Below are 24,340 nucleotides of genomic sequence, written 5' to 3' on the forward strand. Positions count from 1 at the left end.
GTATTTGTTGATCATAAGTTACCATGTATAACAGGCAGCGTCAACGCCTGATTATTCGTTTCTCTTCTACCGTTCAAAGTCGCTCTCACCGAATTTCCGGCCCCAAGAACTTAACTACTGATAACAAAAAAAGCCGCATCTCATACGGCTTTCAGAAACAACTACTTGCCGGGCAGCTGGATACCGTGCCATTCGGTCACATCGCATTGGCCATATTCATTATCACCCACGGCTACCACCGTGCCGTCCGATTTAAGGCCGAGCGTATGAGCGCAGCCCGCCGCTACAGCTACAATGTCGCGCCAGCTGCTTACATTGCATTGGCCATGCCCATTCCAACCGACAGCCATGACCGTACCGTCCGACTTAAGGCCGATAGAATGATAACTACCTGCCGCGATCGCCACAATACCCCTCCAACCACTTACATCGCACTGGCCGTGCTTATTTAAACCCGCAGTCGCCACCGTGCCGTTCGATTGAAGCCCGACGGTATGAAGGTAGCCCGCCGCTGCCGCCACGATGTCGCGCCATCCGCATACATTGCATTGGCCGTACCGATTATTCCCCACGATGGTTACCGTGCCGTCCGTTTTAAGACCGACGGTATGCCAGTCACCTGCCGCGACCGCCACCATATCACGCCAGCCGTTTACATTACATTGACCTTCATTATTTCGTCCCACAGCCACCACTGTGCCGTCCGATTGAAGCCCGACGGTGCGACGCCAACCCGCCGCGACCGCAACAATATCAGACCACCCGTCAACATCGCATTGATCATGCTTATTCCAACCCACAGCCGCCACCGTTCCGTCCGATCTAAGACCGATGGTATGAGCATTACCCGTGTTCGTTGCCATATGAACATTACCTGCCGCGACCGCCACCATATCGTGCCAGTCACTTACGTCGCATTGGCCGTATTGATTATCTCCTGCAGCCGTGACCGTTCCGTCCGATTGAAGGGCCACGGAATGACGTCTCCCCGCCGCTATGCTAGGTTTGGGCCACCGTTTTTCCTTTATCACTGCTTCTGTCAGTGAAGTGTAATCCATGCTTGACCTCCTCGATTTTTTATACCAACTTCGATCATATAACATTCAGGCAAGAATTCGCTTGATAGACCAGGAATCCTTGCGGGGAGGGGCATTGACTCTTAAAAAACGGGTATAGAGTAATTACCTCGAGCGAATTAAAAAAGATTATTGTGCTGAGCAGTTTAAGGGAAACCGTCTTTTTCATTGAAAGCATGCCCCCCTTAAATCATAAATAAAAATCCCATCATAAAGAGCTTGATGGGACTTTAATTTTGAAAAATCACTGTCGCATCCTGGCACAGATCTCACCAAGCCTTGAATCCTTCCTTGTTCTAGAATTGACAGACTTGGAGAAAACCTCGTTCTTTATGAATTGCTTTGAACCGTAGATAACGAAACGAGGACCGGTCCGGCAAAATCCGAAGCTTCTTCGCCTTTTGGATTATGAAGACGGAACAGGAAAGCGTCGCCTGTTTCAGATTGCCACACAGTATAATCGTTAATCCCTTCATCACTCGAGGTCTGAAGGTAGAGTTCGGCTGAACCCAGCGGATGCTCGACGAGTTCTCCACTAAAATCGGATACTTTGCCGAACTCTTCCAATTCCTTTTTTCCTGCACTTTTAAGCTGCGTTAGGTCATAATTTGCAGGCAGTGGCTCAATATCAACATAGTATTCTGGATTGCTGCTAAGAAACAGACGTCCTTGGGCAGCATCGAACTCGAACTTTTCGAATACGTACAAGGAAAAGCCTTCGCCTTGATGCAAGGTGGCTGTATGTGACTGGTTACCCTCACCAGTCATCAATTCAAAGGTTTCGCTCTGGGGACGCGTCCCTTCGGAAGCTTGCTCGTTCTCGGTTTCAGGAGCCGTGACCTCTTCATTGGCCGGTGTTGATATTTCAGGACTGGCGGGAGGCTCAGCTGCTCCTGAGCATGCCGTAAGCGATAGAACCACGGCGAAAATCGTTATTGTTATGAATGCAAAATGCCTTGGACTCACATCGGATCACGCCTTTCTGTATTGAGTTCATACACGCTTCATGAGTTTCATTACATTATGATCAATTATGAGTTATTACCCAAGTAAGGGTGACGAAACGTTGATTCGCCCATTATTTAGATAGACGTGAGCACCCCATGATAAGTTACGTCCACACTCGAATAATTTGTTAAGCTTCAGATCGCTCTATCCCCCCGCTTGACAAACGATCGATGACTTCATAATCAAACCAGTCAAACAGCGCAGGGGTTGTTTCGTTGTCACCGAATGCATACATTGCTAACATTACGCCTGTAAACCCGCCGGCAACTTCCGTCGAAAGCAGATGGGTTTCGCCCGATCCCATAAAGATGACCTCGGAAGAGTTTTGTTCGATGGAGAATCGGAAAATGCTCGGGCCTAGCTTCGATCCTTAATACGACGGGTCCCTCAGTACATTGACGGGTTTGCTCTGTGCTAATCGACCTAACGGTACGTCTGAATACGACGGATTTTTGCCCGTTGACCGGCCTTACAGCCAGATCATAATGATACTGTTCATTCATAAATACGGTTAATCCCGCTTCCTCTCCCTCGTGTACAGGCTCATAGTCCAGGGCAGTGGATATATTGCAGGAAAATGGCATAAACGGCGTCCGACAAAAGCGGGGGAGCCTGCATCATGTAGAGAGGATGGATGGCCCCGAAGCACAAGATATCCCGGACGTTCATGCAGTGACCAGCTTTCCTGTAACGGATTGCGCAAAAAGACCCAGTCCAAACCAAGGCTGCCCTCATCGAAATTATCTCTGATCGGCTTTGCAGGCCACCGGAGCTCGGGCAGCTGCGGCTTGTCCATCTCCTGCTCCACGCGTCCCTCGATGCCGATGCTCGGCCAACCGTCAGCCGTCCACGTGACGGGAGCCAGAAATGTCTCTCTGCCGAGATGATGACGCATAGGATAAGAAAACGGCCCACCAACTGCCATCCTGGGCCTGCACCAGATCTGCGTGTCCTGTCGCGTGTATGCTGCTTCTTCGGCTTCGATGCGACAGGATGGGATTATGCGGACAGTACTCAAACGGTCCATAAGGACGTTGGCTTCGTGCGACGGTCACCATATAATTTAGAACTTTGTCCTCAATCCTTGATTTTAGAGTCTAAAAACAGCATGATAAGGACAAGTGGTCACTGCAAGTCATGATTGGGAGGGAGTTCGAATGAGAAGCGTTCATTTGAATTGGTTTACGACCGATGAGCAATTTAAGTTCTTTATTCAGTACGGCAGACATGAGGAGGATATGTATGTGCATCGCCATGCTGATTTCTCCGAACTCGTTATTGTTTTACATGGGAATGCCACCCATATTGTCAATACAGAAGAATCGTTTATCAAGAAAGGGGACGTATTTGTCATTAACGGCACAACCTCCCATGGATATAAGGATCCTCATGAGTTTCGTATTTGCAACATCATGTATAAACCCGAGATGCTGGAATCGGCAGGTCCTGAGTTCAAAAGATCGAACGGGTATCAGGCGCTTTTCGTCCTGGAACCGTATTACCGCAATATTAACCACGCCTTGAGCAAGATGAGCTTGCCGATCTCAAGTCTGGATTACGTAACGTCCGTTGTTGATTTCATGATTGAGGAGTACACAAACAAGCTGCAGGGCTACCAGACCATTTTGCGTTCACGTTTTATGGAGCTCGTCGTCCAATTGTCAAGGCAGTATGAAAAGCAGGAGCGGCGTCAAGGGGCCCAAAGCAATCTGATGCACTTGGCCGAGGCCATTTCCTTTATGGAGGATAACTATTTGCAGCCCATTTCTCGTGAAGAAATTGCGGCGAAATCGAATATATCCGTCAGACATTTGAATCGGATTTTCCAATCCTATTACCAAACGACACCCTTCGCCTATCTCCTGCAGCTCCGCCTGGAGCACGCATGCAGGCTGCTGAAGACGACCAGCCTTCCGATTTCGGAAATTTCTTATCAGAGCGGATTCAACGACAGCAATTATTTTACTCGTCAGTTCACCAAGGTCTTTACACTATCTCCAAAAGCATACCGAAAAAACAGGTAAGTGCTTTCCACTCGTGGCCACGCAGGTTCATCTCCACACACGACGCCTCGCTAATGGAAGAAGCGACGCACCTGTGGATAAAAGGTCAGTCGCTTCATGATTACAACTTCTGATAGTTAAAGTTTTTAAACGTAACCTCGCCGGAACCTTTCATCCGGAGAGCGATTCGTAATGCAAGAAATCCGCCCAACGAATTGTGATGCCAGCCGGAAGTTTCGAATGAGTGTTCAAATTTATTCCATTCCGATCCATCCGCACTGTAATAAAATACGACCTCATGCTCGTTATTTTCAAGACGTACGATGACCCGCCGATGCGGATAAGCCTTTGAAGGGGTCTCCCAGCCGCGAATAATACCGTATAAGCCCTCTTGGGATATGCCAAATCCGCTATACGTCGATTCATTATAAAACAATAAAAACTGCCCTTCCGATTCTTCGGAGAGCTCAATCTCCACTTGTGCCGCATACGAATGGTCCTCCGGCATAAAGACCAAGGGTGCCGCCTCGGTCGCAGCCTGGAGCGTTATCGCATGTTTCTGAAGGGTATACTGCATCTCATTGCTTGATTGATACCAGCTCCACGGATATCCCAGCCCGCCGGACGCGGCTTGAAATTCATCGTAAGCCATGCCGTGTGTGACGGCCTCGCCCGGCGGTTTAAGAATGGGCTCGTCGGTCTGACCATGAGGCGGGACGCGGAACCATCCGTCTTCCGTCCATTCCAGCGGTTCGAGCAGCGTTTGTCTGCCGAGCGTGTAGTACCCTTTTTCGTACGCGTGATAAACGATCCACCAGCCGCCATCCGGGGTGTCAACCAGTGAACCGTGCCCTTTGGAGCACCATCGTTCATTCCGGCTTTGCGTTCGAATAATCGGGTTGTAGGGAGAGTGCTCATATGGCCCCCATGGTTCTTGGGATCGCGCAGAAGCGACCATATGACTTGTCGCAGGACCCGATGTTCCTCCTTGCGCCACGGTAAGATAGAAATATCCGTTATGAAACGTGAGTTTGGGTGATTCCATAAAGTTTCCTTCCACGACCCATTCCTTCGGAAACGGCCAACCATCATACACTTTGCGAGGGGCGCCAACGGCCGACAGTCCGTCCTCGGCCAGTTCTACCATATAACCATCGCTAAAAAACAAATACCGATTTCCATTGGAATCCGCGACATGTCCCGGGTCAATTCCTTGAACCCCCACTCTTTGCGGATCGCTCCAAGGTCCGTATGGATGTTGTGCCGTAAGCACCATGATCTCTTCTTGGATGGGAGCATAGATATAAAACCGGTCTTTGTAGTACGTCAAATCAGGTGCCCACACATCGCCGGCATAATCGGTTAACGCTTTGGCGATGGGTTCCCAGTTCACCAGGTCTTTAGAGTGCCAAATCAGTAACCCCGGCGCAAACTTAAAACTGGAGTGTGTCATATAATAATCGTTTCCGACTCTGACCACGCTAGGATCCGCATAATCACCGGCCAATATCGGATTTCTATAGGTGCCGTTTCCTAAATCTCCGCTTGCTTGCATAATCCAAACTCCTCACATTCCATGATGTTATAACCTGTCCAAACTACAATTATAAGCAGATCGAAATGACTGGACCTTGATTATACGGTCATGGATTAGCACGATTGAGACAAGACAGTGGCGGATCAACCATTTTATTATCAATTCCCGGCTTGCAGCTAAACCCGATCAACATAGACGTGATAGCGTTCATGATACACATGCGCAAGCGGGATGAACAATACATCATCCGCAACATGGCGGAAAGCAATCTCGTACTGCTCTGTTTCCTTGATGAAACTTTCCTGTAACGACTCTTCGCGCAGCGAAAGGCGCAGATAGCCTTTTGCTTCAGAGAGCGCAGCCAAAATGTACGGGCCATACGCCAGCGACACACGCTCTTTCCGATCGGGCGCCGCTTCCAGACGGAGCCGGCAGTCCAAGAAGAGTTTGATCTCATCTCCGTCCTGCCAATCCCGACTCACGCAGATGTACCCTTTGGAATCTGCGGCCATATCGGCCTCCCGTCCGTTGATCTCCATACGACAGTCCGGCCCGCTCCAATATGGACGGCGAATCTTCAGTTCGAATGTCCCCGTCCCTTCCATCCGCAGCGACACATTCCCGGGGGTGTAAGTATCTACGTCCAGCATCAGCTTCACCTGCCGTTCCCGCCAATGGAGCGTTGAAGGAACAAACAGGTTTACGTACAGGGCGGATTCATCGTAAAAATAAACCGCCTCCGTATATTTCAAATGATTTTCCAACCCGGTGCCGTGACAGCAGGTGTTCCCCGCCACGTCAAAGGACTTCGCCCCAGCGGGCGCCAGCGGCATGAAATACGTGCTCCCTCCCGTCGGCTTATGATCGCAGGAGGCCAAAATGTGATTGAACATTGTTCGCTCGTAATAATCCATATATTCCGTATTCGGGCAATATGCAAACAATGCCTTCGTCAGTTTCAGCATATTATAGGAGGCGCAGGTTTCCGCGGTTTTGTCACTGAGATACTCACCGATCCTGCCCGGCTGCCGGAACATTTCGCCCTCACCGGTGCCGCCGATGGAATACGTATGGGCGCTCGTTACGGCCTGCCAGAAAAAGCGGGCCATATTGTAATATTCTTTCTCCCCGGTGGCCTGGAATATTTTTAGCGCGCCGATGATCTGCGGAATGTGCTGGTTGGCATGCAGTCCGCCGATGGCGTCAATCTCCGCGCGCATCGGGACAAACAGACGGTCATTGTCGAACAGCCTTGCCGCAGCTAGATGTTCGGGTTTATGCGTAATGGTATACAGCTCAGCGAGCGATTCGTTGATGCCGCCAAATTCGCCGGCGATGTACATGCCCCACATGGTTTTCAATACACGGTTCGAAAGCCTGCTTAAGCGGTGGTACACCCAATCCCCGAGCTTATCGGCAATCACCAGCGCCGTGCTATTTCCCAGATGGCGGTAACAGTCAAGCAGTCCGGCGAAAATTTTATGCAGAGTATAGTAAGGAGCCCATATCTCCGGATAGCGGGTAAACTGCTCCAGCAGGTCAAACTGCTCCTCAGAGTATCCGCTAAGGAAGCCGCCGTGAAAACCGGGTTGGCTTGCAAAAGCAAGCTGGCATTCCTCCAGCGAAGCGATCATATACTCTGCCTTCTGTTTAATGTCTTCATCCCCTGTAGCCGCATAGCACAATGCCAGCGCCGACAAGTAATGTCCTGTCGTATGCCCTCTCAGCAGGCAATCCGGCGAATCCCAGCCGGTCATTTCAGGGGCTCCGCACGTATCCAGCCCGGCGGCTGCCCGGAAATTATATAACATTTGGTCGTCATAGACCTCCTTCAAGAAAGCGAGGCTTCTGTCTTGAGCGGCTTTAAAGGCCGTTCCGGGCTTCAGAATGACTGCCCCAGCGGGAAAGCTATTCATGGCGGGAGCGGTGTCCATCATTTCACGCTCCAGCTTGGCCGCCGTCCAGACCTCCGCGCTTACCGGAATGGCCGTGTCTTTTAGCACCCCTTGGATCATGACGGAACCTGGCTCCTCAAAAGAGCGCTCTTCTCCTTGTTCCCAATCCACGGCATGGGAAATGACTTCCCCCTCTACCGTTTCGACCACAGCCACCGCCGGTAAATAAAATGTCCTGCCCAGCTCCGCTTTTAGACGTGTCGGATAAATCTGGGACACTTGAATTTTGTTTTCTTCCTCCAAAATGGTCACTTCATAGACTTTTTCCTTGATGCAGCCACCATACTGAAACGTAGCGTGCAGCGGGACCGTACGTTTGCCGATTCCGTATTTCGGCCGGGTCACCGAGCCGTCGTCATGGAGAAAGCGGGAATCCTCTGATGTCCAAGTGATCTTCGAGCCGTATTTTCCTTTCCGGGGCAAACGCAGATCGAATTCCACCGTTGCCAAATTGCCCAGATACAGCGTCTCTATATCCTTCTTAACAATGCGCTCATCCTCTTTAACCGTACTCATGTCATGCCCAAGGGAAAACGATTTTTTCATATCCATGCCTCCTCTTCCCATTTCTTATATAACTGCTCTCTGGCATCTGGAATGCCTGAATGAAACTGGATCAAGGAAGAGGCGCGAACCCGGCGGACATGCTCCATCGCTTCATGCAGGTATTGTTCCTGATCCTTCCCCAGCGCCCCGGAATCGCGACAAATGGTGACGGCCGCAACCCTTCCCTGGGCCATGGCCACCCGTGCGCTCTCAATTCCCGCAATATTGCCGGCGACATACAAGCCCTCCGCGGGTGTCTGCATGTTCTCGTTGTGAATCGGGATATGACCGCCCAGTTCCTTCACATAAACAAAAGGGCAGCCGGCTACCGCAGCCAATTCCGCGAGCGGGTACAAGCCGCCGGCAAGAGCCACGAAATCCACCTGCTCCTCCCGCTCGCTTCCATGAATGATTTCACCTGCTCCGGTTATATCCGCCAGCGTCACGGATTCCACATGATGTTTACCATTGATGGATATCGCGGCAGTACGCAGCTGCAAAGGAATATCCCAAATTTTCATTCCGCCCCGCGGAAAGAAGCGGGACACCGCACCAGCCATTCCCAGGCTTGCACCCAGCTTTCCTCCGATTCTCATCAGCGGAGACGGCGCCATATGAGCAAGGTTCAGCAATCGTTTCACCGCTTCTTCAGGCAAAGCGTCCTTACCGGATACAGAACTTCGTTCTGGCAGCACAATCCCCGCAATCGTTACCCCGCTGACGGACAACTCGCGGGCAATCGCCATAGCGAGTACATTCACGCCGATAATCAGCCCTCGGCGGCCCGGCTTTACATAATGTACATTGGCCATCACCTGAGCGGCCCCGATCGACATGACCCCGGGCAGCGTCCAGCCTGGGGTCGGCTGAGGAATTTCGGCGGCCCCGGTGGCGAGCAGCACCCTTGGAGCCGTGAGCGATCCGCAGGTGGTTCGTACAATCCAGCGCCGGTCAGTCCGGAGCATGCCGTGAACGGAAACACCGCAGCGGATGTCTACCCCCAGAACACGGCATTTTTCTATCAGCTGTTCCGCAGCCCGCCTTCCTACCCACCAGCGGCCATTTTCCTCGTGAAATTGCCCTAGCATGCGTCCACCCGGCTCTGGGAATTCATCCAGCACAGCTACACACAGGCCATGCTCGGCCGCCACTGCTGCGGCGGATAATCCTGCCGGACCAGCTCCTACAATCAACAGATCGAATGACGGTGTCTTGGTCATGGCAGCTTCCTCCCCGTAATATCATTGGGAAGCTGCCGCCCTTCGCAAATAAGCATCCCCTCTTCGAGCGGGGTAAGGCAAGAGCGCACCGGCCCCCTCCCTTCCACGTTCAGCCGGCATTCCATGCAGTGGCCGATGGCGCAGTACAGCCCCCGGGCCGAGCCGGTCTCTTCGTGTCTGCGCAGCGTTCGAATGCCGGAGGCCAGCAGGGCCGCCGCGATCGGCTCGCCTTGAAGTCCGGTCAGCTTCCTCCCGTTAAACGTAAAGCTCACCGGTTTCCGCTCTTTCCTCTGCGGTCCCAATATCGGATGAAAAGGAATCCTCTCCATTACACATCATCCTTTGCCAGCTGGCCGAAGGTTACGGGCCGTACCGGCGGACGGTGCGCGAGCAGCTCCGGATCCCGAGGGGAATCCGGATTCTTGGTATGAATCCAGGCTTCGAGAAGCTGTCTGCATACCCTGCCTTGACAAGCTCCCATAGCGGCCCGCGTTTTCATTTTTAACTGCCGAGGAGTGCGGCACCCTGACTCGTAGGCGGCCTCCAATTGAACAAGGGTCACTTCTTCACAGCGGCACATGATCATAGATGAACCATTCATCGGAAGCCTCCTATCGATAAGAAATAGCGCACGTCTTAAGCTCAGTATAGAAATCCAGAGCAGCCTGCCCCTGTTCGCGCGTATGGGAGCTTGACAGTTTCATGCCGCCGAACGGGGACTGATATTCGACTCCCGCCGTCTCCTGGTTAACGCGGACCATTCCCGCCCGGGCCTCGTCCAGGAACCGGTGGGCATAAGATAAATTTTCAGTAAACAACGAGGCGCTCAGCCCATAAATCGATTGATTGCATATGGCCACCGCTTCATCAAAATCGGCCGCTTCAAGCACTGCAGCGACGGGTCCGAAAATTTCCTCTTGAACCAGGGGATGCCCGGCGTTCAAGCCCCCAGCCACCAGCGGCCGGATATAGTAACCTTCCTGATCTCCGGTTGCAATGGGGCCTTGCGCCAAAATTTCCGCTTCCTCGTTGGCCAACTGCACATAAGACATCACCGTTTCATACTGGCTTGCGGACGCCACGGGACCCAGGTAAGCCTCGGAGTCAAGAGCCGGAGCAAGCTTGATTTGGGATACGGCTTGTGACAACGCCTCGATAAATGTTTCATAGATTCCGGATTCAACGATAATCCGGCTTGTTGCCGTGCATTTCTGGCCAGCCGATCGAAAGGAGCCGCTGACAACGAGCGGCACCGCCGTTTCAAGATCGGCGTCGTTTAACACAATCGCGGCATTTTTACCGCCCATTTCAGTCTGGTATTTAATATTGCGTTTTGCACAGATTTGAGCGATGTTCAGCCCCGTAGATGTTGAGCCAGTGAAACTTAAGGCATCCAAAGGGATTTGCTCCAGAAGGACATTGCCGATCTGACTGCCCTTGCCGACAACCAGATTCATGACGCCTGGCGGAAGCCCCGCCTCGGCAAAAACTTCAGCGAGCCTGGTCGCGGTTAACGACGCAAGCTCCGCCGGCTTCCATATCACCGTGTTTCCGCTAATCAATGCCGGGGCTATTTTCCAGATCGGAATCGCAACCGGGAAGTTCCAGGGCGTAATAATACCCGCCACGCCGAGTGGAACCTTTCTCGTGTACTGCAGCACGTTCTGCTCGCTGGAAGGGATAACCGACCCGTTGGCGCGGACACCCTCCGCTGCGTAATATCGGAGCAGATTCACTCCCCGCTTGAGTTCCCCCCGCATTTCTGCAATCGGTTTTCCCATCTCCATGCTTGCAAGAAGAGCCACGTCATCTGACTTGGCTTCGAGTACATCTGCCATGCGGTCCAAATGCCCGGCCCTGGCTGAGCCGCTCATGCGGGACCAGGAGGCATAGGCCTCGCGCGCCGCCTGCTCGGCCTGAATAACGTGTGATGGATCCGATAAATGCAGCACCCCCACCTGCTCTATAGTGTTGGATGGATCGATCACGGCGACTTCCCCCGCCGCAGGCTTGATCCACTCTCCGCCGATCCAATTACGGCTGTTTATCATTTCCTTCCCTCCTATTCCTGAATCCTCTAGCTTTTTGACCTAGGGCTTTATAGCCGGCTGATTCCGGTTGACGGCAAACTCATACGCTTCCTTGATCGCTGCATAATCGGCTTCAGGCAGCGGAAGGCGAGGCGGACGCGTTGGGCCTACCGGAAATCCGGCCAGCTCCATCATGTACTTGATCGATTGAACCAGCTGCGGACTGGCATCGAAGTGGAACAACGGGAGAAGATGGCGATACAGTGCGGACGCATCCTGAAGCTTGCCTTGTCTCGCCAGGTTAAACAGCTCCACGCCTTCCTTCGGCAGGGCATTCGGCACGCCGGAAATCCACCCCGAAGCTCCGAACAGCGCTCCTTCCATCGCTAAATCGTCGACGCCGATCATCACTTCCAGATCCGTATAGGCCAAAATATCGTGCACGCGGCGGATGTCCCCGGAGAATTCTTTGACGGCAACTACATGTTCGAGTTTGGATAGTCTAGAAAGCAGCTGCGGCGTCAAATCGACCTTGTAATCATGCGGATTGTTGTAAACGATAACCGGCAGCCCCACTTCATTGATCGCCTCATAATGAGCGATAACCTCAAACTCAAGCGGTTTGTAATTAATCGGAGGCAATGCCATTACGCCGGCAGCGCCCGCATCCTTGGCATGCTGTACCCATTCGACCACCTGCTTGGTGGAAGGTGCAGCAGAACCGACTACTACCGGCACCCGGCCAGCCGCGGCTTCGATGACGGTTTCAACAACCTTGGCCCGCTCTTCCCGGGTCAAGGCTGCATATTCACCTAAAGATCCGGTCGGGATCAGACCGTGCACGCCTTGTGAGATGAGAACATCACAAAGCTCGGCCAGACGCTGGTAATCAACCTCGTAATTCGGTGTAAACGGTGTGACAAGCGCGACATAAACCCCTTCAAATGTTGCCATATCGACATTTCTCCCCTCTAATCCGGTTTCGTTCCATATCCATATCTATCAGTAAAGAACAAATCCTTCCGGCAGCGGATCGGTCGGATCCAGCACGAAATTCATAAATCCCATAATATAAGCGGTTCCTGTAAGCCGAGGAATGACGGATTTGTACCCGTGCGTTTCCGTTTCCTCCGCGATGCTTCCAACCGTTTGAGCGCCGGCCATCCCCTCGTAAATGACCGGCTGTCCCGGCTCAAGCAAGCCGTGGGAATGTAAAACCGCCATATGGGCAGCGACGCCGGCGCCTCCCGCCGACCGGTCAAGCTGAACTCCGGCAAATACAGCCGTGCTGCGATATGCGGGCCGGTTCGGGGTTCCGCCATCGCACCGTTCAACCCTTTGATAGAAAAACACGCCATGAACTCCGGAAATCCAGTCCAGTTCCGGATGCTTCACCTCGTGCTGCCGTTCGAGTTCATCGCGGATCAGCCTGCCCCACTCCCGCAGCTTCTGAAGCGGGAAAGCGCCTTCGACTCCAAATGCGGTTGTGTCGACCACGGCATAAAATTCGCCGCCAAAAGCAATGTCGACCCTCGCTGCCACGCCTTGAACATTCACCGTAACCTGCTTGGCATAAACGAAGCTCGGAACATTCAAAAAGGAAACGGACCGGACTTCATGCCCTACGCAGTCGGCATAAGCCGTCACCGTACCAGCCGGGCAATCGATCAGGACCCCATTGACCGCATCCGAAGGATCCAGCTGTCCCGTCGCCGTCCATGCCGCGACGGCCGCGATGATGCCGTGACCGCTGACGGCCGCGAGACCTTCCTGATTCAGGAAGAGCAATCCGAAGCGCGCAGCTGCCGTTGACGGTGCCGTGACAATCGCTCCCGTCATCTCGCGATGCCCTCGCGGTTCGGCCAGCAGAAGCTGTCTGACGGAATCGAAATGCCTATTGAAAAATAATGACTTTGCGTGCTGCGAGGAGCCGCTTAGCTGCGGCAGGCCGCCAGTGATGATCCGCAGCGGCTGGCCGCAGGAATGGGTATCCATCGCCGCATACCATTTCGTTGTTTCCATAATGCTTGCCTCCGGTACGATTCATTAGAGCAGGAAAAAGCCCTGGTTCAGCTGATCCTGATCCTGCAAAGCAAACTGATGAAAGCCCGTGATCCAAGCCGAACCAGATATTTCGGGGATGACCGCCGACAAACTGCCCACTGTCGTTTCCTCCACAACCTTGGCCCGGAACAGGGAGCCCACAATGCTTTCATGCCAAAACTCCTCCCCCTTTTCAATCTCCCCCTTGGCGTATAGCACGGCGGCTTTTGCTGAGGTTCCCGTCCCGCAGGGGGAGCGGTCGATGCCTCCGGGAGGAACCACAACCGTATTCCGGCAGCGGGCCGACGGGGATTCGGAATCGCTGTAAAACTCAATATGGGTGAGCCCGCGAATGACGGGATTCTCGGGATGTACAACCTCCACCTCGCGATTGATCGCCTCCCGTATTTTTATCGCCAGCCGCACGATATCCGAACCCCGGCCGGGAACCAGCGGCAGATGAAGCAGTCGTGCATCCACAAGCCCGTAAAAATTGCCGCCGTATGCAATATCGACGGAAATTTCGCCGAGGTTCTCCACGTGAACCCGAACATCTTGCTTGTATAAAAAAGAAGCGACATTCGTGAACGAAACCTGCTTCACCTTGCCGTTCTCCACCATAAGCCTTGCTTCAACAAGTCCCGCCGGAGTATCCAGCTTGATGACGCTTTTGCTCTCGGGATAAATTCCTCCCTCGACCAGCGCGGTGCATAAACCGATCGTGTCGTGACCGCACATCGGCAAATATCCACCGCTTTCTATGAAAACAACCCCGATATCGGCTCTTCTGTCGCACGGGGGTGTCAGAATACAGCCGGACATCACTTCATGTCCCCGTGGCTCCAGCATCAGAGCTCGACGAAAATGGTCGTAATGCTCCGACATATGCACCATCTTCTCAGTCATCGTTCGACCGATCAGCTCCGGCGCTCCACTTGTCACGGTCCGGGTCGGGTTTCCCCCCGTGTGTGTGTCGACTGTACTCACCAGCTTGGATATTCTCACAAGATGACCTCCTGACGAACCGTCCCGCGGTGGAAACGGTCATAACGCAGCGGCTCTACCGGAATGCAGGTCGCTGCTCCGCTCAGCATTTCACTGATCGTTTTCCCCGTGACGGCGGCCAAACTGATGCCGTCGCCTTCATGTCCCGCCGCAATATAGAATCCGGGGATTTCATCAACGGGCGAAACAATCGGCAGATGATCCGGGGTCCAGGGACGCAATCCCGCGTAGGTTCGAAGCAGCGGAATCTGCTCCAGGACGGGAAAGAAGCGGATCGCCCTTTCAGCGATGAGCCGAATGACCTCCTGATCCACGCGGGCATCCATCCCTGCAAATTGGCGGCTTGAGCCGATCAGGAAATTTTGCGAGGCGGTCGGTTCAAAAACGAGCGCGATTCCGTACTGCTCAAATTTCGGATCAACGCTGCGCTTCCCGCCAAATTTGCTGATCAGATAGCCGAATTCCATCACCTTCCGTTTCCCGATGCTCTCCCATCGGGAAGCTACCAGGATATGCCCTTTGCGGGGCTTGATCGGAATATCGAGTCCGACCATTCGTCCAATATGCTTCGACCATACTCCAGCCGCATTGATGACGGTATTCGTGCGAATCGTACCGCCGGCTGTCTCCACACCGCGGATTCTACCGCCCGCATCAAGCAAAATCGACGTGACGGGTGTATGCACCCGAAGCCTGGCCCCATATCGGCGGGCGGCGGATGCCAGCGAGTAGGTGAGCAAAACCGGATTCACCGTAGAATCCGTGGCGCATTCCAGGCCCCCCAACAGATCTTCGGCCATATGGGGCCACTCGCCGCGCAGATCCTTATGGTCGAGCATGCGGAAGGGAAGGCCTGCCTCCCGTTGGCGTAAAACCCAGTTTTCGGCTGCAAGCATCTCCTCTTCCGTCTCGCAAACCAGGATGCTGCCAGGAGCCCGATACTCAAATTCCTCGTCGAGGTCCTGTACCCATTCCGCCACCAGCTCCTGTGATTTTAAGGACATCTGGCTGTCGAAGCCCGGATCCTTGTCAATCGCCAAAATGTTGCCGTCGCATTTGGAGGAGGTTCCCCCTGCGATTTCACCGCGCTCTACTACCATCACGTCCATTCCCGCTTTCGCCGTATAGTAAGCGATGGACATGCCGATAATCCCGCCGCCGATCACGACAACTTCCGCAGATTCAGCATTCATGGATGGATCCCATCCCTCCCCTCTATAAAACGATCAGCTCTTTGTTCGATGTTGTCAGTACTTCAATGCCGGTTTCTGTCACCAGAATGTCGTCCTCGATGCGAACGCCTCCGTAATCAGGAAGATAGATGCCGGGCTCAACCGTCAAAATCATCCCTGGCTCAAGTGGCTCTTCCGTTTGTTGAGAGAGCCGCATAGGCTCATGAATCTCCAAACCGAAGGCGTGGCCGAGGCCATGGCCGAAATATTCTCCGAATCCGCGGTTGGAAATATAATCCCTGGCCAGCGAGTCTCCTTCCTTCCCGGTCATTCCCGGTTTTAGCCCCTCCAGGGCAGACCGGTTGGCTTCCAGCACGATCCGGTAAATCTCCCGGTGACGTTCCGACGGTTTGCCGATAAAAACCGTCCGCGTCAAATCGGAGCAGTATCCATCAACATTCGCACCAAAATCAAGGGTCACGAATTCATTCAAGCCCAGCAGCTTGTCGCTGGCTATTCCGTGCGGCAGCGACGAGCGTACGCCGGAAGCGATGATGGCGGGGTACGCCGACGAGACCGCGCCGTTTTTGCGCATGAAATATTCCAGTTCAGCAGCCACCTCCCTTTCGGATACGCCAGGCTTCATAAAGCCCAAAATAAACTCAAAGGCCTTTTCCGTAATTTCGATCGCTTTTCGGATACAATGCTGCTCTGCCTCATCCTTGATGCCTCGCAGCTTTTCGATGATTGGCCCGATTGGCAAGAGTTCGATGCCTCCAAACGTCCGCTCATACGATTCATAGTCCGCATAGGAAACATGATGTTGTTCGAACCCCAATTTCTTGACGCCGACCTCGTTCAATTTCTCACGGATCAGCTCAAGCGGCTGGCCCCCATGCTGCACTACCTCAAATGCCTTGGCCTGCTGCTCCGCTTGGCGGGTGTATCGGAAATCGGTTACTAGCCAAGCCTGACCCTGTGTAATGACCGCCCAACCCGCGGTACCCGAAAAGCCGGTAATATATCTCCGGTTAAACGGGCTGGAAATCAACAGCGCGTCTATTTCCTTCCGCTCGAGCGCTTCCCTTGCCTTATTAAGTCGTTGAGACTCCATATTCTTCACACTCCCTCCGCTTTCATTGTTTTCAGAACTCAATGACATTACATTGAATTATATTCAACTGTGTTGAACGGTAGGTATGCAAACACCCGCATCATCCTTTTATTCCGGTCAACGTAATCCCCTCGATAAAATAACGCTGACCTATGAAAAACACCACGATGACCGGCAGAATCACCACGGTCGAAGCTGCCATCAGCAGATGCCACTGCGCGCTGTGAAGCGACTGGAACATTTGCAGGCCGAGCGCCAGCGTGAACTTTCTCTCCTCATTTAAGTACACCAGCGGTCCCATAAAATCGTTCCAGGAATTCATAAAGGAAAACAAACCGATCACGATAAGGGGCGGTCTGGACAAAGGAATAATAATCCGGGAGAAAATGGTCCACGGGCCGGCTCCATCCACATAAGCCGCTTCGTCCATATCTTTAGGTATCGTGGAATAAAACTGCCTCAGCAGGAAGATATCAAAGGCTGAGCCGAACCATACCGGCAAAATTAACGGCACATAGGTGTTAATCAGATCGGCAAACCTCCAGCCGATAAAGGTGGGAATCAAAGTAACGGCGCCGGGAAGCATCATGCTGGCCAGCAGCAAGCTGAAGAACAGTTTCCTTCCCGGCCAATCCAGCCTGGCGTAGCTGTAAGCACCGATCGAGCTGCTGAAGAGAGCCCCAAACAAGCAGCTGAGGGTAATGATCAGCGTGTTGCGGAAGAACCGGAAAAAGTCAATGGTTGTCAGCGCCTCGACATAATTTTGAAGTCGAAACGGCGAAGGGATCCACTTCGGCGGCATCTCAAAAATCTGCAGTGAATTCATCATCGAACTGCGCACCAGCCAAAACAGCGGCAGCAAACAGAAGGCAGCTCCCACAACGAGGACCGAGTAAACGATAATCTGCGAAATACGGCGGCTTCTTTTCACAGGGAGCTACACCTCGCTTTCGTAAAATACCCAGGACTTCGACGTCCGGAAGAAAATCACGGTGACCAAAAGGATGATGATAAAAAGAATCCATGCAATGGCCGAAGCTTGCCCCATTTCTCCAAACTGAAAGGCCTGCCGGTAAATGTAATAGTTATAAAACAAGCTGGCGTTATTGGGACCTCCCTGCGTCATAATCAACGCCTCGGTAAACACCTGAAAAGCTCCGATCGACCCCATGATCAAATTAAAGAAAATAATTGGCGTCATCATGGGAATCGTAATATGCCGGAATTTCCGGATGGCGCCGGCGCCATCCACGATGGCCGCCTCGTACAAGGATCTTGGCACCCCTTGCAGGCCCGCCAAGAAGATGATGATGGTGCTTCCCATTCCCCATAGGCTCATCAAGACAATCGAAGGCACCACGGTTTCTTCGGAATACAGCCAGTCGAGTGTGGGCAGATTCAGTGCTTCTAGAAAGCTGTTGAACAATCCTAGATCAGGACTAAACAACCATAGCCAGATCATCGAGGAGGCGACCGCAGGTACGATGGACGGCAAATAAAAGATCGTGCGGAACACGGATTTGCCTCGGATAAATCCCATATTCAGTAAAAATGCGGCGATGAAAGAGAATACCAGCCCCAGTGGAACACGGAGGATCACATATTTGAAGGTGACCCATAACGAGTTGTAAAAATAGGGATCCGTTCCGTCAAAGAGCCGAGTATAATTGGTGAATCCGATAAATTTAGGCGTGTTGACAATGCGGTAATCCGTAAAGCTGAGCAGCAAGCTGGCGATCATTGGCAGCATGACAAACAACATCAGCCCCAAGATGCTGGGTAGGGCAAACAGGATGCCTGCCATTGCAATCCGGCGTTTGTGCAGAATATGAATCCCCCCCTATCTTAAATAACTATCGTTAAGGTCTAACAGGCCGTGATTTAAAGCGGCTTTTCGTAAAGAATCACCTACCGTAATATCCCTCGATCAGCGGCAGTACTTTGGGCTCCACGCCTCTTAACGCTTCTTCCGCGCTTTGTTTGCCCGTCCACACCAAATCAAGGGCGGGTGTGACGAGCGCGTTGATTTTATCCAGGTTTTTGACTTCAAATCCCGGGGTGCGGATGCCGTTTTCAATGGTTTGCTTCATAAAAGCTTCCGTATAGCCTTCCGGATGCGCTTTGTTCCCTGCCGCCCATTTGTTGATCTTCTCGGGATTCGTGTACCATTCTTTCTTCAGCGGCATCCATAACCCGCCCTCGATCAGCGGCAGCACCGATTCGGGATCCGCCATGTATTTATACAACAGCCATGCCTCTTCAGGGTGCTTGGTTGATTTGAAAATGACCGTCGGCGCGCCATCAAGCAGCGTGTTGCTTACCTTAAGCTTCGGCAATACCCCGACACCTAGATTAAAGTCCTGCTCCGCAAAGGCTTGAAGAGCCCAGTTGCCGGACACCGTCATGGCGACTTTTTTCGTCTGCAGCGCCGTGTCCGGCAGGTTTTTGGTCTGCAGCGGGGTAGGGGATACATGATGAACATACATCAGATCCGCAAGCTTTTGAATCGCTTCGATCGCCTCCGGCTGTGCAAGCCCAAAACCTTTGCCGTCTTCGGTCAGAAAGTTGCCGCCATTGGAGACTACCGCCGCCATCATGTTGTAAGGGTCATACTGAAGGCCGAACTGCCTGATTTTGTCCGGGTTAAAATTCGGATCCAGCGCATTTCTTCCTTGGTCATCCAGCGTTAATTTTTTGGCGTATTCCACAAACGTGTCCCAATCCCATGCTTTATCCGCCTCCGTCGGAGGCAGCTCGACTCCCGCTTCCTGCAGCAATTGTTTGTTGTACATTAGACCGTAGCCTTCAACGGCGGTGCTCATCCCGATGGTATTGCCTGGATCAATTTCATACCATACCTGGTCCAGGTAGTCCTCTTTGTTAAAATCAGGGTCGTTCTCCATCAGCGGCGTGAGGTTCAACAGTTTCCCGTCACGCCCCCAGCTCAAAGCCGCTCCCGATGACAAATAACCGAGATCCGGTGCCACATTTCCTGCCACCATCGTAGTCAATTTTGTCAAATAATCAGCCGGAACATGCATTGGCTCCACCTGGATGCCGGTCTCCTTCTCGAAGCGTTCAAGCGCTTCTGTAACCGTTTTCTTTTCAATCGTGTCTCCCCAGAAGGAAAATTTAAGCGTAACCGTTTCCTCCTTGCCTTGGCCTTCCTTGCCAACTTGCCCTTCTGAAGCTCCTCCGCTGTCCGAACAGCCTGCCAGCAATACGCTGATGGCCAAAGTTGACGATAAAACCGCCCCTGCAAGACGTTTGGTTATGTTCATCTACTCACCCTCCATTCATTGGCTGATCGTTCATATATTTATTGTAAAAAAGAGCCGTCCCAAAAAAAATTCTAACATTTTTGTATTGGTGGAGAATTTTCAGTTATTTGATATAGGCAGGTTGATGTTTACGATGGTGCCCTTTCCTTCAACCGAAGTCAGGGTGATCCCGTAAGCTTCCCCATAAATGAGTTTGATTCTTTTATCCACATTTCGGATGCCGATGGAATCGCCTTCGAGCTTGATCAGTTGTTCTAATTTGGCGGGTGGGATGCCCGTTCCGTTATCCTCCACCGTAAACTTGCGCGCCTCGCCAGCCATCCATCCCCGAATGGCAATCCTTCCCCCGCTGTGCAGACGGGAAAATCCGTGGACGATCGCATTCTCGACAAACGGTTGCAGGAAGAGTTTGGGTACACGGTAAGCATAGAGCTCAGGAGCGATGTCATACTCGACGGTAAACCGGTCCTCGAAACGCTGATTCGTGATGAATATGTAATGTTTCAGCCAGTTCAGTTCCTCGGCCAAATCACCGGTGTCCTGGCTGTTCTCGGAGGTATAATGCAGCATGGAGGACAAGCTGACAATCATGCGGCTTAATTCTCTTTGGTTGTTTTCAAGCGCCGTCCAATTCATGATGTTCAGGGTGTTGTATAAAAAATGAGGATTCAGTTGTATGTTCAGCGACATGATCTCGGTTTCTTTTTCTCGCAGCTTGACTTTGTAATTCTCTTCAATCAAATTGTTGATCTTGACGTTCATTTGATTAAATTTGTGGATTAACAGCCCCATCTCGTTGTAGGATTCCACCGGTATTCGGGTATCAAATTCACCTTCGCCCGTCTTTTTGATCGCCTGAAGGAGTTGATGAATGGGCCTGATAACGGTATTGGCAAAAACAAACGCAAGCAGGAGCGAAAAAAGCAGGAGGGCGACAGCCAAGTATAAAGTGTAGGATTTAATCTCCGGCAAAAAAGCGGCCGCCAACGCTTCGGGCGATATGGTGACACCCGATATCCAGCCCGTTACCTCCGATGTATCAAAACAAACGATGAGCGGTTTCCCATCCTGCGTAACCGTCAAGGTCCCACTCTTCAATTTCACCATTTTGTCAAGCCAACCGGGATCGACGCCCGTATCTCCCTGCTCGATGCTCGTGCCCGCCACGGGCTTTCCGTCCGGGCTGACAATAAAAAAAGAAGCTCCTGTGGAAGGGAGCGTGTCAGCGAAGCGGGAATGATAGATTTCCGGATGATAAACAATCGCCAGCACCGGGAGTTCAGCCTTGCCCTCTAGTTCGATGACTTCGCCATTGTTGATGTTGAACAGCTTCAGCAAGCGGACACCCGCCAGCAGGCGGTCATATTCGGGAGGCTTGGAGCGGCTGATATCCTGCTTAAACATCTGATCAAACGAGAAGGTAGGCACCCACTGCATGGCACCGTCCCCCTGTAATGCAGCCTGGTATAAAGCCGTTCGGTTAAAATTCCCATATGGGATAAAAGCGGAGGCGCCCGTTGGGCCAATGTTGGAATAACTGGTCATGAGGTGGATGGAATAGATTTGCTCCAAATCCGTAAAGTATTTGTTTAACGCGCGGCTGACCTTTTTCTCCATCGTGATCATGCTGTATTCGTCATGCGGATTTGCATGCAAATACTGCTCATACAACGTTTGCTCTGCGATGATGGCCAGGCTGCTTTCTTCCACCCGTGCAAGCTCCGTGTCCATGATTTCATTGTTTTGTTTGACGATGGAATAAAGATTTTGCCGGGCAAATTCGGAGACAAACTCTCTGCTGGAGTTAAAATATTTCCAGCTCAGGATGCCAAGAGGTATCGAAACAATGAGGGCATAGGTTAAAAAAAGCTGAAACCTGTAGCTGAGATCTTTTAAGCGCGGCAATAAACAACGTCCTCTCAAATGACATCCCTTCCTTTTAGCGAGTAGCGGATAAATGGCGATATTCTTCCGGGCTTGTGCCAAATTCCTTGCGAAACAGTCGTATGAAGTACTTTACATCCTTATACCCTACGCACTCGGCAATTTGGTAAACCTTTTGAGAAGTTTGCAGCAGCAGGCCTGCGGCCGCTTTCATTCTAGTATGTGTGATGTACTGATGGACGGTCATGTGGGTATGCGTTTTGAACAGCATACAAAAATACGAGGCATTAAAATGAAATTTTACCGCCAGTGTGCTTAGTGACAAATCACCTTCACTATAGTGCGCATCAATATAGGCTTTGCAGCTGTCGATAATGGACCCGGCATTGTACTGCCGCCGTTGTTCCAGGCGATCCGTCAGCTCGAGGATCCATTGCCGGGCCGCCTTAACTAATTCATCAACGGTATGGCAATGCAGCAAAGCTTCCTCGTAGACGGCGCTATGTAAGGGAGCGAGCCCTTTCTCCATTAGGAGAGAGGTGGCTTGATGGATAGAGGCCGCGAGAAAGTATTTCAATTTTTCCGGCTCGGGATAACCGCTGCTGACGGCCTGGTGAACAGCCGAATCCAGACAGGCTTCGATTTCCGGCTTATTTCCGGATAGTACCGCTTTGGTTAATCCACTGAATTCAAGCTTCACGACGGCCGGACGATCTGCGTTATCCAGTGGCTCGGCTTCATACACCGCCCCTCCGCCTTTATAAAATCTTGTTTTGAGTGCGTGACAGGCCTGCTGGTAAGCTTGTTTGGCTTCCTGTCTCCATTCCGTAAAATAACGACCCATGCCAAACGTTAGTTCCACCCCGTATTCACGCTGGAAGTATTGAATGACCTCCTGCAGCTTCGAGTTCAAACCGGGAACAACCATGGAGGGAGGATCGGAGCTTATCATCAAGACGGCGAGCATTTTGTCCTGTAAGCAAAAAGCGCAGGAAAACCCCAATTCCTCGATCATCGGCAGCAGTATCCCTTTAAGTCCGCTCAGCAGAAGTTTGTGATCTTTCGCCTCGCCAAAAACAGCGGTGAGCACGATACCGTGCTTAAATTCCGGGAACGTGCTCTCCAGTAACCGATAATCCTCGTCGGACGGACATCCCTCCAACATCTCGGAAAGCGAGGATTCAACGGACGCAAGGCGTACAGCGCTTGCTCTGCGCTCCGCTTTTGCAAGCAGCGGCAGAATGTTTTGTTCTTCAACCGGTTTCAGCACATAATCGCTGGCGCCCAACTGGAGCGCGCGCTGCGCATAAACAAAATCGGAGTAAGCGCTCAGAATAATGATGCTTTCATTCCCCCCGCGGCGGGTCAGATGCTCCATCAATTCCAGGCCGTCCATCACTGGCATCTGAATGTCCGTAAAGACCAGATCCATCCGCTGAAGCTCCATGCAATGCAGAGCTTCCGCCCCGTCCCTGGCATGAAAAATGTTATACTCCGGCTTCAGAGCCTTCAGCATCCGTGACATTCCTTTTCTGTGCTTCGGTTCGTCATCCACAACCAAAATGTTTAACATGATCCATCCCCCTTGTACTGTGATGAAAAAAAGCCCACGCGGAAATCAAGTAAATGGGAAGTTTGAACTGCCATCGTTTACATGAGTCCTGCATGGGCTTCATTAACATTGCATGATATTTATTTAAAATCACCCTCTCCTAAGCATTGGAGTTGGAGCAAAACACCGACAGATACTTGACCTCATCGGTAACCAGTGTATATGAATGGTTTTCAACCGAATCGAAGTACAGGCTGTCACCGGCATTTAACGTGTACTCTTCTTTCCCTACGTAATAAATCATCGTGCCTTCCAGCACATAAATAAATTCCTGCCCGACATGAGAATATGTCCTTTTGCCCGTTTTCCCTTTCTTTGCAACAAAATAAAACGGCTGCATTAATTTCTCCGGCCGTTCGGCCGCAATCGCGGAAAACGAATACCCTTTATCCGTCTGAACCACTTTCCCTTCACTTCTAGCTTTCGGTGTATATACCGTTCCATTCAAATCGCTGTCGTCCAGTAAAATCGAAATTTTGGTTCCAAGCGTTTCGGCAATCTTGATGAGCGTTCCGATGGGAGGCACCGTCTTCCCATTTTCGATTTTGGACAACAAGCTCTTGGTGAATCCGCAAGCCTTTGCGATGTCATCCAGGCTCCGGTTTTGCTCCTTTCGAAGCCTTCGGATTTTGCTTCCCAATTCCATACGATTGTTCTCCTAGTAAAAATAATGTCATTCAACATAGTTTAATAAAATGAAACAACATTAAATTAAAGTTGTCAATAAAAATTAACAAATATGCCTAGACAATTTAACATACCTGTGATTTTTAAAATGCGGAGGGAGAATAAATCAAATCAGTATTACCCGCCCTTTAAAAAACCTCTCGTGGGCAGATATACTCCGCTAACGA

Annotated in this window: 22 protein-coding genes and 1 pseudogene; 1 reads left to right on the forward strand and 22 read right to left on the reverse strand. The window is 51.8% G+C overall.

The genetic code is table 11. The annotated features are described in order from the left end of the window. Nucleotides 1–161 precede the first annotated feature (161 nt). From OHJ21_RS09295 to OHJ21_RS09315, 5 genes and pseudogenes are all read right to left on the reverse strand, one after another. Nucleotides 162–1,058, reverse strand: a complete 897-nt coding sequence (locus tag OHJ21_RS09295) for an RCC1 domain-containing protein (protein WP_486019898.1) — start codon at nucleotides 1,056–1,058, stop codon at nucleotides 162–164. Nucleotides 1,059–1,406: 348 nt separating this feature from the next. Then, entirely contained in the window at nucleotides 1,407–2,042 is a 636-nt protein-coding gene (locus OHJ21_RS09300; protein WP_486019899.1) for a hypothetical protein, read from the reverse strand. Nucleotides 2,043–2,211: 169 nt separating this feature from the next. After that, nucleotides 2,212–2,388, reverse strand: coding sequence for a beta-xylosidase family glycoside hydrolase (locus OHJ21_RS09305; RefSeq protein WP_279300443.1), 177 nt, complete (start codon nucleotides 2,386–2,388; stop codon nucleotides 2,212–2,214). Next, nucleotides 2,303–3,009: pseudogene (locus OHJ21_RS09310) on the reverse strand (beta-xylosidase family glycoside hydrolase). The gene OHJ21_RS09305 and the pseudogene OHJ21_RS09310 overlap by 86 nt, the downstream one beginning before the upstream one ends. Continuing rightward, the gene (locus OHJ21_RS09315) at nucleotides 2,924–3,142 is read right to left on the reverse strand and encodes a family 43 glycosylhydrolase (protein WP_243390709.1); all 219 of its coding nucleotides are present in this window, start codon (nucleotides 3,140–3,142) and stop codon (nucleotides 2,924–2,926) included. Before OHJ21_RS09315 ends, OHJ21_RS09310 begins: the two are co-directional and overlap by 86 nt. Before the next feature lie 99 nt (nucleotides 3,143–3,241). Here OHJ21_RS09315 and OHJ21_RS09320 point away from each other — a divergent pair, with 99 nt between their 5' ends. Further along, nucleotides 3,242–4,108, forward strand: a complete 867-nt coding sequence (locus tag OHJ21_RS09320; protein WP_326120547.1) for an AraC family transcriptional regulator — start codon at nucleotides 3,242–3,244, stop codon at nucleotides 4,106–4,108. A 100-nt stretch (nucleotides 4,109–4,208) separates the two neighbouring features. Here the strand turns inward: OHJ21_RS09320 and OHJ21_RS09325 are convergent, their stop codons facing one another. The 17 genes from OHJ21_RS09325 to OHJ21_RS09405 form a co-directional block, all read right to left on the reverse strand. After that, nucleotides 4,209–5,642, reverse strand: a complete 1,434-nt coding sequence (locus OHJ21_RS09325) for a family 43 glycosylhydrolase (protein WP_486019900.1) — start codon at nucleotides 5,640–5,642, stop codon at nucleotides 4,209–4,211. A gap of 158 nt (nucleotides 5,643–5,800) precedes the next feature. Further along, nucleotides 5,801–8,125 carry a beta-L-arabinofuranosidase domain-containing protein gene (locus tag OHJ21_RS09330; RefSeq protein ID WP_486019901.1) on the reverse strand — a complete coding sequence of 775 codons (2,325 nt, stop codon included), beginning with the start codon at nucleotides 8,123–8,125 and terminating at the stop codon, nucleotides 5,801–5,803. Further along, the gene (locus OHJ21_RS09335) at nucleotides 8,122–9,345 is read right to left on the reverse strand and encodes an NAD(P)/FAD-dependent oxidoreductase (RefSeq protein ID WP_486019902.1); all 1,224 of its coding nucleotides are present in this window, start codon (nucleotides 9,343–9,345) and stop codon (nucleotides 8,122–8,124) included. The genes OHJ21_RS09330 and OHJ21_RS09335 overlap by 4 nt, the downstream gene beginning before the upstream one ends. After that, nucleotides 9,342–9,674 carry a (2Fe-2S)-binding protein gene (locus OHJ21_RS09340; protein ID WP_127592860.1) on the reverse strand — a complete coding sequence of 111 codons (333 nt, stop codon included), beginning with the start codon at nucleotides 9,672–9,674 and terminating at the stop codon, nucleotides 9,342–9,344. Before OHJ21_RS09340 ends, OHJ21_RS09335 begins: the two co-directional genes overlap by 4 nt. Continuing rightward, on the reverse strand, nucleotides 9,674–9,946 hold the full coding sequence (locus OHJ21_RS09345; RefSeq protein WP_486019903.1) for a (2Fe-2S)-binding protein: 273 nt from the start codon (nucleotides 9,944–9,946) through the stop codon (nucleotides 9,674–9,676). Before OHJ21_RS09345 ends, OHJ21_RS09340 begins: the two co-directional genes overlap by 1 nt. 10 nt (nucleotides 9,947–9,956) lie before the next feature. Continuing rightward, the gene (locus tag OHJ21_RS09350) at nucleotides 9,957–11,393 is read right to left on the reverse strand and encodes an aldehyde dehydrogenase family protein (RefSeq protein WP_486021022.1); all 1,437 of its coding nucleotides are present in this window, start codon (nucleotides 11,391–11,393) and stop codon (nucleotides 9,957–9,959) included. 42 nt (nucleotides 11,394–11,435) lie between these two features. Then, entirely contained in the window at nucleotides 11,436–12,329 is an 894-nt protein-coding gene (locus tag OHJ21_RS09355) for a dihydrodipicolinate synthase family protein (protein ID WP_100537397.1), read from the reverse strand. A gap of 48 nt (nucleotides 12,330–12,377) precedes the next feature. Then, on the reverse strand, nucleotides 12,378–13,397 hold the full coding sequence (locus tag OHJ21_RS09360; RefSeq protein ID WP_486019905.1) for a proline racemase family protein: 1,020 nt from the start codon (nucleotides 13,395–13,397) through the stop codon (nucleotides 12,378–12,380). A gap of 24 nt (nucleotides 13,398–13,421) precedes the next feature. Beyond that, nucleotides 13,422–14,423 carry a proline racemase family protein gene (locus OHJ21_RS09365; protein WP_486019906.1) on the reverse strand — a complete coding sequence of 334 codons (1,002 nt, stop codon included), beginning with the start codon at nucleotides 14,421–14,423 and terminating at the stop codon, nucleotides 13,422–13,424. Beyond that, nucleotides 14,420–15,616: an NAD(P)/FAD-dependent oxidoreductase gene (locus OHJ21_RS09370; RefSeq protein WP_486019907.1), complete on the reverse strand. Its 1,197-nt coding sequence runs from the start codon at nucleotides 15,614–15,616 to the stop codon at nucleotides 14,420–14,422. The genes OHJ21_RS09365 and OHJ21_RS09370 overlap by 4 nt, the downstream gene beginning before the upstream one ends. A gap of 22 nt (nucleotides 15,617–15,638) precedes the next feature. Further along, nucleotides 15,639–16,709 (reverse strand): M24 family metallopeptidase, encoded by a 1,071-nt coding sequence (locus OHJ21_RS09375; protein ID WP_486019908.1) that lies wholly within the window; start codon nucleotides 16,707–16,709, stop codon nucleotides 15,639–15,641. 100 nt (nucleotides 16,710–16,809) lie between these two features. After that, nucleotides 16,810–17,640, reverse strand: coding sequence for a carbohydrate ABC transporter permease (locus OHJ21_RS09380; protein ID WP_100537402.1), 831 nt, complete (start codon nucleotides 17,638–17,640; stop codon nucleotides 16,810–16,812). 6 nt (nucleotides 17,641–17,646) lie between these two features. Continuing rightward, a complete protein-coding gene (locus tag OHJ21_RS09385; protein WP_246059525.1) occupies nucleotides 17,647–18,513 on the reverse strand; it encodes a carbohydrate ABC transporter permease in 867 nt (288 codons plus the stop codon). Between the two features lie 100 nt (nucleotides 18,514–18,613). After that, nucleotides 18,614–19,990 (reverse strand): ABC transporter substrate-binding protein, encoded by a 1,377-nt coding sequence (locus tag OHJ21_RS09390; protein ID WP_100537403.1) that lies wholly within the window; start codon nucleotides 19,988–19,990, stop codon nucleotides 18,614–18,616. Between the two features lie 99 nt (nucleotides 19,991–20,089). Continuing rightward, a complete protein-coding gene (locus OHJ21_RS09395; protein ID WP_486019909.1) occupies nucleotides 20,090–21,895 on the reverse strand; it encodes a sensor histidine kinase in 1,806 nt (601 codons plus the stop codon). Between the two features lie 34 nt (nucleotides 21,896–21,929). Continuing rightward, on the reverse strand, nucleotides 21,930–23,447 hold the full coding sequence (locus OHJ21_RS09400; protein WP_486019910.1) for a response regulator transcription factor: 1,518 nt from the start codon (nucleotides 23,445–23,447) through the stop codon (nucleotides 21,930–21,932). Nucleotides 23,448–23,586: 139 nt separating this feature from the next. After that, complete coding sequence (locus tag OHJ21_RS09405; protein ID WP_486019911.1) at nucleotides 23,587–24,132, reverse strand: helix-turn-helix domain-containing protein; 546 nt, start codon at nucleotides 24,130–24,132, stop codon at nucleotides 23,587–23,589. Nucleotides 24,133–24,340: the final 208 nt, after the last annotated feature.

The organism is Virgibacillus sp. LDC1 (genome assembly GCF_025792345.1).
GTDB classification, from domain to species: Bacteria; Bacillota; Bacilli; order Paenibacillales; family Paenibacillaceae; genus Paenibacillus_AQ; species Paenibacillus_AQ lautus.